Annotated in this window: 9 protein-coding genes; 8 read left to right on the top strand and 1 reads right to left on the bottom strand. The window is 52.4% G+C overall.

The features are described 5' to 3' along the window. Positions 1–260: 260 nt before the first annotated feature. Positions 261–2,456, top strand: a complete 2,196-nt coding sequence (locus tag ACR0FE_RS21835) for an adenylate/guanylate cyclase domain-containing protein (RefSeq protein ID WP_480714084.1) — start codon at positions 261–263, stop codon at positions 2,454–2,456. A gap of 322 nt (positions 2,457–2,778) precedes the next feature. On the opposite strand, the gene ACR0FE_RS21840 is transcribed toward ACR0FE_RS21835, so the two are convergent. Then, on the bottom strand, positions 2,779–4,968 hold the full coding sequence (locus tag ACR0FE_RS21840) for a tetratricopeptide repeat protein (RefSeq protein WP_480915260.1): 2,190 nt from the start codon (positions 4,966–4,968) through the stop codon (positions 2,779–2,781). A gap of 611 nt (positions 4,969–5,579) precedes the next feature. Between ACR0FE_RS21840 and ACR0FE_RS21845 the strand changes: the two genes are divergently transcribed. The 7 genes from ACR0FE_RS21845 (at position 5,580) to ACR0FE_RS21875 (ending at position 10,793) form a co-directional block, all read left to right on the top strand. Continuing rightward, on the top strand, positions 5,580–6,773 hold the full coding sequence (locus tag ACR0FE_RS21845; protein ID WP_170777063.1) for a site-specific integrase: 1,194 nt from the start codon (positions 5,580–5,582) through the stop codon (positions 6,771–6,773). A gap of 194 nt (positions 6,774–6,967) precedes the next feature. Next, the gene (locus ACR0FE_RS21850) at positions 6,968–7,435 is read left to right on the top strand and encodes a hypothetical protein (RefSeq protein WP_480915261.1); all 468 of its coding nucleotides are present in this window, start codon (positions 6,968–6,970) and stop codon (positions 7,433–7,435) included. A 158-nt stretch (positions 7,436–7,593) separates the two neighbouring features. Then, positions 7,594–7,707, top strand: a complete 114-nt coding sequence (locus ACR0FE_RS21855) for a helix-turn-helix transcriptional regulator (protein ID WP_480915266.1) — start codon at positions 7,594–7,596, stop codon at positions 7,705–7,707. Between the two features lie 4 nt (positions 7,708–7,711). Continuing rightward, positions 7,712–8,245 (top strand): DNA-primase RepB domain-containing protein, encoded by a 534-nt coding sequence (locus ACR0FE_RS21860; protein ID WP_170777067.1) that lies wholly within the window; start codon positions 7,712–7,714, stop codon positions 8,243–8,245. Further along, positions 8,232–9,791, top strand: coding sequence for an AAA family ATPase (locus ACR0FE_RS21865; protein ID WP_480915263.1), 1,560 nt, complete (start codon positions 8,232–8,234; stop codon positions 9,789–9,791). Before ACR0FE_RS21860 ends, ACR0FE_RS21865 begins: the two co-directional genes overlap by 14 nt. Positions 9,792–10,113: 322 nt before the next feature. Continuing rightward, positions 10,114–10,491, top strand: coding sequence for a hypothetical protein (locus tag ACR0FE_RS21870; protein ID WP_170777070.1), 378 nt, complete (start codon positions 10,114–10,116; stop codon positions 10,489–10,491). Positions 10,492–10,493: 2 nt separating this feature from the next. Then, positions 10,494–10,793 (top strand): hypothetical protein, encoded by a 300-nt coding sequence (locus ACR0FE_RS21875; RefSeq protein WP_480714081.1) that lies wholly within the window; start codon positions 10,494–10,496, stop codon positions 10,791–10,793. Positions 10,794–11,196: the final 403 nt, after the last annotated feature.

Consider the following 11,196-nt stretch of genomic DNA (forward strand, 5'->3'; position numbering starts at 1 on the left):
TAGGTTGGGATGCTGCACTTTCGCGGATGGCCGCAAAGAGACCAAAACAGCCAAGGTTCAACTGGCGAAAACTCTACCTTCGGCGTTGAGGAATAAAGGCGGAGAGTTTCCAGTTTCAAAAATGATCCGCAGGCGGGCATCTCCTCTGATTCCGCGTACAGAGAGACGAACCGAATTGGCTGTCCAAACGAGTGTCTGGTCCGGAGCTCAACGTAGAAATTTCGTCCGAAAATGGATAAGGTAGCAGCGGGAGACAGCTCGTGAACCGTCGGCTCGCAGCCATTTTGTTCTATGATGTGGTCGGTTTCAGCCGGGCCATGGGCGAGGATGAAACGGCGACACTCGACTCTTTGAAAGACACCTACAATAGCATTGTCAAACCGCTGTCCCAAAGCCACGACGGCCGCATGATCAAGGCCATGGGTGATGGCGGCTTCATGGAGTTTTCCAGCGCGGTTGATGCGGTCCGGTTCGCATTATCCATGCAGCACGCTGTTTCTCAGGCTAAACATATCCTGCCAGAGCGGCAAAGGCTGACTTATCGCATCGGAATCAATATCGGCGACGTCTTGGCCGACGGCAGCGATATATTCGGAGATGGCGTGAATATCGCCTCGCGACTGGAAGGCTTGGCTCAACCGGGTGGCATTTGCATTCATCAAAGCGTACGAGATCAGGTTGGCAACAAACTGGACCTTAATTTCAAGGATCTGGGGCAGAAGGCCCTAAAGAACATCGACCAGCCGGTTCATGCTTACAGTATCGTGATGAATGAAAAGGCCGAAGTGGCCGCAAGATACGCGGATCAGAATGCTGCCGGGGAACGGCGCATGCTGGTAACCGGACGACTTGTCGCCGGACTCGCCGCGTGCCTACTGGTCCTTCTTGCAATTTTTTGGTGGAAACCCTGGGCGCCTGACTTTGCACCGGCATCGGTCGAACGCATGGCTTACCCGTTGCCGGACAAACCCTCCCTAGCGGTTCTGCCGTTTACGGACATGTCCGAAAATCAGGGGCAGGAGCATTTCGCTGACGGAATGACCGAGGACCTGATTACCGACCTGTCCCGGATATCGGGGCTTTTCATCGTCGCCCGAAATTCCACCTTCGTTTACAAAGGTCAGCCGGTAAACATCGGACAGGTCGCCGAAGATCTGGGGGTCAGATATATTCTGGAGGGCAGCGTCCGCCGGGCGGGCGACCAGGTGCGGGTCAACGCTCAGCTGATAGACGCCACAACCGGAGGGCATGTCTGGGCAGACCGGTTCGATGGCGACGCAACCGACGTTTTCTCAATTCAGGACGAGTTCATCCGCAAGATCGCCAAAGCACTGGCCGTCAACCTCACCGAAGAGGAAATGCAGGAGATCGCGCTGGGGCAGACCACCGATCTAACGGCCAGAGCGGTATTCCAGGATGGCTGGGAGAGCTATCTCCGTTACTCGGCCATCGACAATGCCAGGGCCGTGGACCGGTTCAAGCAGGCCCTGGAGATCGATCCAGACTATGGCCGGGCCCATGCCGCTCTGAGCTTGGCCTATTTGCGAGGATGCCAGCAACGGTGGAACGAACCTCTGGGAATGTCTGTTGGCGCAGCAAACGCCAAAGCTCTGCAGGCGCTTGCGGAAACCAAATCCCGGCCGTCCTCGCTGGCCAATGTCGCGGCATCCAGGGTCCATCTTTACAATGAGCGTTACGATATCGCTCAGGTCGAAGCTACGAAGGCAATTGCCAAGGACCCGAACGATCCAGAAGGTTATGTGGCCATGGCCTGGGCAATGATCACCACAAACCAACCGGAAGTGGGTCTGGACCTGATGGAACGTGCCATTCGCCAAAACCCCGCCTACCCTAATTACTACATGCTAGCCTTGGCGATGGCGCATTACACATTGGGCGATCTGGAACAGACGGCTGACATCTTGACTGATGCCCTGGAAAAGGACCCCAAGGCGAGCGAATTGGCAGCGGTTGCAGCCTCTGTCTATGCGAGACTGGGGCGCCAGGAAGACGCTCATTCCTACATAAAAAAATGGCTACCGGATGCAAGTCAGGCAGAGTTACGTGCGGCCCCCTACACGTATCATTTTCCTTATGACTGGCAGCAAGGCCCAGAAACCGTAGAAAGCATAGTTGACGGATTGCACATGGCGACAATGCCCGCAGATGACCCGATTGGCGCCCTAGTCCACGACCTCAAGACCGGCGACAAGAGAAAGAGGATTCGGGCGGCGACCATATTAGGCAAATTTGGACCGCGTGCTTCCAGTGCTGTACCGGACCTGATCGATGGCCTGCAAGACGACGTGATTACAGTGCGCAAGGAAGCCGCAATTGCCCTGGGTAAAATCGGGTCTGCCGCCATGGACGCTGTGCCAGCTTTATCGTCCCTGACCGAACAACGGATTGTTGGCCATCGGGCAAAAAAGGCGATCAAGCAGATAACCGGCGAGTAGGCGCCCTTGGCACAAATCAAAAATATAACCAACTGGCTACTATTGGCGAAGGCCTTGGTTACGTGTCGGAGAGGCAAGCATGGGTGACGAAAGTCAGCTAAGTCCGCAGAGCAATCACTAAGACTGAACGCAGCGAACGGCTGCTCTGAGCCCAAAGTTACCAGGTGCTGCAGTCCGCGCTAAGGACGGCAATGCGCAGGAAGCAGACTTTGCAAAATTCGATTAGTTCTCGCAGGTGGTCTTTAAAAGAAGTGCTTATGTCGCCTTCTAAAACACCAATCTGGCATCCGCAGAATTCATTGAGGTATGCAATGCGCGGCATTCAATACTCTTTGACACGTATGAATTCTGAATCGATCACACCGAAGGACAAGACTGCTGACACATGCCTATTGGCCTCGGTCGACCTATCCGCGTCACGATATAGGAAATGGCATTGTTCTCTCCCCTGATGGACCGAAGGAAGCCTCTGACAAATAGCATCGTCTTTGATACTCCAAGTCCCATTGAGAGGGATACCATTCATCCAACCAAATTCCATTTCGACCGTTCCGTCAGCTCTTCGTTCTTCTGAATATGGCGCTCCAAATGGGCCTGTCGTGAACTGTTCTTCGAACTGATCGGAGTACAATTCAAGTAGCTCATCGTGCCCGATGCGGTCCCTTTCGCGCCCCTTGTCGTAACTATAAGGCCATTCAGGCAATCCAGACGCCAACATTGCTTCGGAATAGATTATGAATACATTAGGATCATCATAAATTTCGAACCATGGCTTCATCCACATCACATTCAGCCATACGTTATTGGTCAGAAAACGCTGGATATATTCACGAGCCTTTTCGCTGTCGCCTTCGCGGAAAAAAGCTTCCGCCAGAAATCTAAAATGCTGTTCGCGCAGTTCGTTCTCCGGAATGCTAAGCAACAACGAAAGCGCCTTCTGGCTGTTGCCCGCCCGGAGTAAATTCCAAGCCAGATCCCCTTTGTCGCCCGAACTGAGGCGCGCAGACAGCGCCTCGTACTGATTGAACGCCTCAATGGCCTGTTCGTAATCGCCAACCGCATTCAAAGTGAGCCCGTGCACAAGCCTAAGGCCTGGTTCGCTTGGGCTGTTGAAAACTGCGGCTCTCGCCATAGACAAAGCGCGGTCCCTTTGGAGTTGCTGCAATAGCAATCTGACCTGCAATCCAATAGCGACTGAATTTGAGGGATCGGCGCTGAGCACATCTCGGATAATAGTCTTTGCTTCGTCCAGTGCGTCCAGCGTGAAACGTATTGTGTTGTAGCTTCCTTCCCAGATTTGAAAGTTGGCTTCTGCATATCCAAGTTTTGCCGCAACAAAGTTTGGATCTAGCGAGATTGCTTCCTCGTATAACGGCAGGGCTTTACCGATATCCGTGAAATCCTTGCTGTGCAGCAACCTATCGGCGTTTGCATAGGCAAGAAATGCGTTTTGGTCAGTTGTGGGCGTCTCTTCAAAAAAACGGCGCTCGACCGGGTTGAGTTTGAGCTTCAGCGCGCCAGCTGCTTTGAATTTCAGGTCGCTGACAAGGTCGAACAGCCGGTCTTTTTCCCCTTCTACAACTTGCTGCCAGATGACGCCGTCGCCGCTTTCTGTTGCATCTCTGAGACGCGCACGGATTTCGATTTCGTTTTCGCGTGTTCTGACTGACCCATCGAGAACATACCTGACATCAATGTCCCGTTTCAGGTCCGCTAACGTGACGGCGATACCTTTGTACCGCATCGATGTACTGTACGAAGCAGAAGGCAACTGCCTAAGCCTGCCGTATGATCGGAGAAACAACTCTGTCACGACATCCGCTGAGACCTTGTCAGAGCTTGTTTCGGCCGTAAACGGGACGATCAATATTCCATCGTCGGGATCACCGAAGCTCGGAGTCCAGATTGAACCGATGAGGACACTCAAACCCACCAAAAGAACAACCGCTGCGGCAACCATAGGTTTTCCGATCCGGCTTGAGATCGGGTTTGCATCGGCAAGAATTTTGCCGGCATCACCTGGGTCAAGAAGCACTTTGAATGCTTGTATTGGCTCCGAAAGGTTCTTGACCTTGTTGAGCCCGACGTCGGCAAAGCCAAGATCCAGTTTGCCTTTCACGCTTTTGAATACCGTATCCGAGATCTTAATCCCGTTGGGCTCAGCCAATCCTTCCAGGCGGGAAGCGACGTTCACCCCTTCCCCAAAAATGTCGTCTCCCTCGACGAGAACGTCACCGAGGTTGATCCCAATACGATAAGAGATTCGTTTATCCGCATCCTGATCACGTTCGTGAATAATCATCGCGCGTTGTACCGAAGCCGCCCATGAAACCGCGTTTACGGCACTAGCAAACTCAATCAGTGCACCGTCTCCCATGGTCTTCACTACTCGACCGTCAAACTCGATCACCTTTGGGTTAATGATCTTATCCAGGACAGTTCTTTGCCGCGCGAGGGTTCCGGACTCGTCCAACTCCATTAGTCGGCTGTAGCCAACCATGTCGAAAGCCACTATTGCGGAAAGTCTTCTAATCTCATTTGACAAAGACACCTCCAACCCGTTGCAAACTTAGTGTAATGGCATTTTGGTCCGCTGTCCTATCCCGATAAGTTAGGACGTAAATCCGTCCAACATGAACTCTTTCGTGTGCGGCTGTGGCAAGTTCATTGAACATCTTAGTTGAAAGGATTTTTGGTCAACTTGTCTGGATTTCAGGAATTGCAAAATTTTGGCGCCAACGTCCGGTTTGGGCTGACGGCAGTCATTCCGAAGCATATTCCAAATGGCAGCTTCGTCCGCAGAGCAGCCGTTCGGTTGCGCTGCCTTGAATGTCCGCTTCCGGAGTTTTGATGGCTGATCTGGAAGCCCAGAAAGTCCGATGAGGAGAGCCTGTCGACTTCTCCATTGGCGTCTGAAGGAATTTCCATACTTTGAGAATCAAGGTGGCCTAGTCGCATAAGTGAGCGGATGTCACCCAAGGCACCCGAAGTCTTGCCGCTCCAACAAACCGCCACATACTCACACATTCTGCCACATCTGTGACGCAGACAATCTTATGATTTTCTGCGATAATTCTAGCTGTCACCCATGAGATTGGTCGACTGTCAGAATATATATCTTGTATGAAAAAGAAGCTCACATCCCGCTACGTCGCCGCCGTGACTGCGCCCGGCCCAAAACGTCTTGAGGTTTACGATCAGACCTTGCCGGGGTTTGGCATTCGTGTGTCGACCTCTGGCGGCAAGACCTGGTTTTGTTCACCGCGTGTCAACGGGCGCATCAAGCGGATCAAGATCGGAACTTACCCTGCGCTGGCGCTCTCAGAAGCGCGCGACCGTGCGAGAGAGTTGCTACGCGACATACAGCTCGGCGTTGCCCCTGCTGAAAAACTGACCACTCTCGGTGAGGCCGTCCCCCAATTTATTGAGCTTTGGGCAATACCACGCAATCGCGGCTGGAAGGAGCAGGAACGTCTGCTGAATCAGAAATGGGCCCGGCTCTTCGACAAGCCGTTGGAAGATATCGAACGCAGTGAAGTTGTTCGTATCCTGGATGAGATCGTTGCGAACGGGACGCCGGGCAGAGCCAATCATGCACTGGCCGTTCTGAAGAAACTTTTGAACTGGTGCCTGGATCGCGGGATGATCAAAGCCAACCCGATCGCTGGTCTCAAACCTCCTACTAAACCGAAGGCTCGTGATCGCATTCTAACCGATGCAGAGCTGAGTTCGCTTTGGTCGGCCGCTGAAGACGAAGGGTATCCTTTCGGTATGTTGACGCAGGTATTGATCCTAACCGGACAACGCCGTGGCGAGGTCTCCGAGATGCGCTGGTCACAGGTCGATTTTGCGACGGCGACATGGACGATACCCGCCGAGCGTGCGAAGAACGGCATCGCGCATGATGTTCCATTGTCGCCAGCGGTCATGGACATCCTGAATGTAATGCCGCGCTTTGCCAGGTCCGATTTCGTGTTCACCACCACCGGCACGACGCCTGTTTCAGGCTTTGGCCGCGCCAAGGACCGTTTCGATCAAGAGATCGGCGCTAGCGACTGGTGGTTTCATGACCTGCGCCGCACCGCAGCCTCAGGCATGGCCCGCATCGGCGTTGCGCCACACGTCATCGAAAAAGTGCTCAACCATAAATCAGGAATCATCTCCGGCGTCGCCGCAGTCTATAACCGCTATTCTTATGCCAACGAAAAACGAGAGGCACTTGGGCAATGGGCACAACAGCTAACAAAGCTTTCAGCGCATTATGGCGTGACATCAAATCTTACCACGCCGAACAATACCGCGTACGCCTGCGAGTAGCCGCAAACATAATTGGGTTCTATTATTTTCCCTTTGGATGGCGCTGGGATGAGTACACGGCGCTGACTATTGGGGACAGCGTTCCGTACGAGAAACGTGCTTTAGAAAAGCAAAATCACAGATTGCTCACTAATTCGGATCGGACCGAAAATCAGCGGCTCTTGCTAAACGCGTATAGGTTTCGCCGACACAGGGTGGAAAGCACATTTCAGCGTTTTTTTGAGAAAGAGATTGTTAGAATTTTTGAGGGGCCGTTGGCGGTTCCTGATGCACTCATCGAGTATGGTAAAATCGAAAAACCGTTGGACCGCAAAGACATTTGCTTTCCACGTGTCGAAGAATCGCAGATAGGATTTCGGATGTATTCGCGCCGAGTTTGCCACGTTGATGCAACTGACTTAATGAGATCACTTGAAGAAAGCGTGGATAAGCGTGGATCAAAGCCGAAGTTTGATCGCCATGCGATAGAGAGTTGGTTTCGTTGGTCTATTGAGGTGAATGGCCTGCCGCACAACCATAGTCAGCGGATACGTGAACTAAAGTCTTGGTGTATTGAAACTTGCACCGAAAATGAGCCGCCAACAAAGTTGTGCCAAGAAATTCTTGCAAGTCTTGTCACTGAATACACTTACGTCAAAAAAAATCGCGCTATTCGACTTTGATTTGACCACACATGTCGCGTCATCACTGCACAACACGTGCACGAAAAGGACGCATCATGACTTCCAGTTCACAATCACCCGAAGTGAAGCGCATCATCGCTGATGCTAAAACTCTAAGAGCTATGGGTATACCGTACAGCGGAGAGCACTTACGCCGAATGGAGGCGGCCGGGCTATTTCCAAAGAGAATTCGCCTGAGCGCTGGCCGTGTGGCGTGGCGAATAGCAGACATAGAAGAATGGCTTGCTTCACGCCCTACGGACGCGATCTAGAGTCATGAGACACCTTGCGGATACACCCATCAACCTGGACTTAAAATGCGCAGCCAAACATGTTGAATGGCTCGTTGAAAAACAAGGTGAGGGATTGTTTTGTCTTCGTCTTGTCGAAGACACCGCTGACGGTAAAAAAAATCCTCGTAAGACGCATTTTTTTCCAAATCGAAGTGATCAAATTGGATTGGAGATCAGGCAGTTTCTTCGCCGGGAATTTCGCACCGGCGACCATGCCTTCTACAGCGTAAGCGCTTTTTCAGAACCAGTTGCTAAGGCCATCCATGCTGTGCCGGGTCGGCTTTTGCACGTAGATGCCGATAGTGTTGCGCTACCACCAAACGGCCCGCAACCATCGAGGATCGTGCAAAGCAGCCCTGGAAACTATCATTTTTTTTATGTTCTCAAAGCACCGGTCGAGCCACCAATCGCACAGGAACTTAGCCGCGGGTTGACGCACCTCGTGGGCGGCGACATCGGCGGTCACAGTTCCGCCAAGCTTCTTAGACTGCCGGGGACAATCAATGCAAAGTACTGATATGAAACGTGTCCGCGTGATTGAATCAGACGATCACATGTACGACGCGGCGGAAATAGAAAAAGCTTTGATGAACAAGGATGAGCAAAAGCCAACCGAAGTCAAAAGCAAGACCACTAAACAACCTCCACGGCGAGCCGGTAGTCTGCATACATTCACGCGCCTAAGTCTTCGTCAGAAGAGACTTATCGGACCGTTTACCATCTATATTGATGGAAAATCCTACACTTACAAAGGCGATGATCGTTCAAGAATTTATTTCAACTCTGCACTCGATATGGCTCGAGCCGGGTACTCAGATGATGAAATTCGGGGAACAGTCACTAAGAGTTTACATTGGTTCCTTCGCGAAATGGACGGCAAAGGGGAGGATTTTGATACCTTCATTGAGACGGTCCGAAAGCGGCTGCATGAGGACGTCGGCTGGGACGTTACTAATGAGAGCGACGGCAAAGGAGAGGATGCTCCCAACCTTTTTGCTTTGAGCGACGATCCTGCCGATTGGGCGGGTGAGGCAATGCCAGAGCGAGAGTGGATCATCAAAGACTTGATCCCGAAGGGCAAAGTTACCGCGCTCTATGGAGTCGGGGGGGCAGGCAAGACGCTGCTACTTCTGCAGTTGGCCGTCGCCTGTGCCACGGGACGCACGTTCATCGGTGAATCTGCTGCACCCGGGCGCGTCTTCGCGCTGCTTGCGGAGAATGAAAAAACGGACACACATTTGTCTTTGAACGCCATCTGCAGGTCGGAAGGCATCGGACTAGAAGAACTGCGCGGTCAAATGCGTATCGCCTCCCGAGCAGGAGAGAACAGCCATTTCGTCGATTATCACTTGGGTGTCGAGTACTCAGAATTTTGGAAGAAATTGTGCGCAGAGATCGAGCGGTTCGGTCCTATCTTGATAGGGCTTGATCCGGTCGCAGAGATCTTTTGGGGCAACGAGAATGATCGCGGTCAAGTCAGCGATTTCATCAATCGGTTTGCAACGAAGTTGGCCATACAAACAGGCGCAGCGGTTGTCATACTAGCCCATCCCAGTAAGAGCGGAAAAGAAACCGGTACCAGCGGATCAACTGCATGGAACAACGCGGTACGAAGCCGCTTGAACTTGCGCGAGCGCGACGGCAATGAGGACCCGAGCTATAGGACATTAACCGTTGAGAAATCCAATTTCGCACCGCGTGGGCAATCGATCGCTTTGGTGTGGCGCGACGGCGTTTTTTTACGAGAGACACCCGACGCATTTCGGGATCGCAAAGAAGAGGAACTACAACGGTTCGTCGTGCGCGTGTCACAGGCCTTCGAGAGTGGTGAATATCTGTCGCCACATCACCAAGCGGGTATACGATACGTTGCGAATGCGCTCGCAGACGAATTCGGAAAGTCCGAAGACTACCTGAAAACCTTGTTGACGTCAGCGATCAAGCGGGGGGCGCTCGTCGAAATTCAAGTGGATACCAATACTCGAAAAAAATCACTGGCGACACCAGAACAAGCGCAAGTGTTCAACGCCAAGGCGGCACGCAAGAATACGCGGCAAAAATGACGCAAGCTATTGAAATCATGCACAAATATCGCGATCGCGCGAAACAACGTTGCAACTGCGTTGCACAACACGTTATCACATTGATTTTAAATGAAAATGATGCATGCGTAACACAAACATATACTATGTATATGTGTGCGTCACACGATGTGACGCCACATACATGTCGTAGTGTATATTTCAATCGAAATGCGATGTGCCGTCTGCACCATGGCATTCATATTTATTTCCAGCGTCGACGGTTTAGCGCGCGTTGCGTTTCGCTTATAATGCAAGCGACAACCCAATGTGATCACAAAGCAAGGACACACGGGAAATGGCGATGCCGGCGCACGAACCGACCGACGATCAACGGCACATTGTCGAAGTGTTGGTTGCAGGCGGCACACCCAAGACGATCATCGCGAAGGCGCTTGGCATCGGCATGAAAACGTTGCAGCGGCACTATGTAGATGAACTGGAAACCGGTCTCGAACTTGCCAACGCCAAGGTCGTGCGTCGGCTGTTTAGGCTGATCGAACAGGGGTCAACGCCAGCGACGATCTTTTGGTTGAAAACACGCGCAGGTTGGAAAGAGGGGCAGACGGTGGAGATCGAGCAGAAAGAAACACCGCAGGCGTACGATTTCACGAAGCTGTCGGACCAGGAACGCGCTGACCTGCGCGCGAAACTAGAAACTGTTGTCGGGCGGAGGCACTGACCATGAAACCACATATCCGAGAAGTTGAACTGATGCAGACCTACGACGCAGAACTCGACTGCTTTGTGCGCGACATTAGGATATGCCCAGATACTGGCGTTGGTGTGTTGTCCACTTTCGGTGACCGTAGTCCGGACATGTCCGCTTGTATCGAACGGTTTGAGGAGCTCGACCGCGAGTTAGAAGAGATCCAGGTGGTCAATTGGTTCGGAGACCAAGCAGTGCTAGACGGTTGCTTTCTTCGCGTTGATGGATGCTGGCAAGCGTTCGTGTACCCCCACAAACGCCGCCAGACACTCTGAGATCGCCGCTGGGGCGCTTCTAGGCAATTTGACGACGTTACCCCCGCGAAACAGGGCTCCGGCGGTCCTGGGGGCATCCTGGTAGCGCCAATCAAGAACGCCAGTGGCCAACGTTCGAAGCATTGTGTTTCCAATGACACGCAAACTCCGTATGCGCGTGTCGATCGGTGTTTCATCTTTGATCTACATTCAAGATCAATGACTTAAAGACAGCGTGCGGGTGCGCGCCAATAAGCCTGGGTGACACATGGGTGACAGTCTCTGGATTTCAGTTGGTAGCATAACAAACCACAATACCCCCGAACGCCTATCCCAGATCTGACATCAGCCCTTTGCCAATGTATAAGCACCAGAAAGAAAGGCGTTCTTTAAATAGACCGGCAGCTTCTCGGGATACTCTTTC

It is taken from the genome of Ruegeria sp. K7 (assembly GCF_056531785.1).

What these genes read in the sequence shown, in the direction of transcription:
- ACR0FE_RS21875 (WP_480714081.1), top strand. Translation starts at nt 10,494, where the DNA reads ATGAAACCACATATCCGAGAAGTTGAACTGATGCAGACCTACGACGCA.
- ACR0FE_RS21855 (WP_480915266.1), top strand. Translation starts at nt 7,594, where the DNA reads ATGGAGGCGGCCGGGCTATTTCCAAAGAGAATTCGCCTGAGCGCTGGC.
- ACR0FE_RS21845 (WP_170777063.1), top strand. Translation starts at nt 5,580, where the DNA reads ATGAAAAAGAAGCTCACATCCCGCTACGTCGCCGCCGTGACTGCGCCC.
- ACR0FE_RS21860 (WP_170777067.1), top strand. Translation starts at nt 7,712, where the DNA reads ATGAGACACCTTGCGGATACACCCATCAACCTGGACTTAAAATGCGCA.
- ACR0FE_RS21870 (WP_170777070.1), top strand. Translation starts at nt 10,114, where the DNA reads ATGCCGGCGCACGAACCGACCGACGATCAACGGCACATTGTCGAAGTG.
- ACR0FE_RS21865 (WP_480915263.1), top strand. Translation starts at nt 8,232, where the DNA reads ATGCAAAGTACTGATATGAAACGTGTCCGCGTGATTGAATCAGACGAT.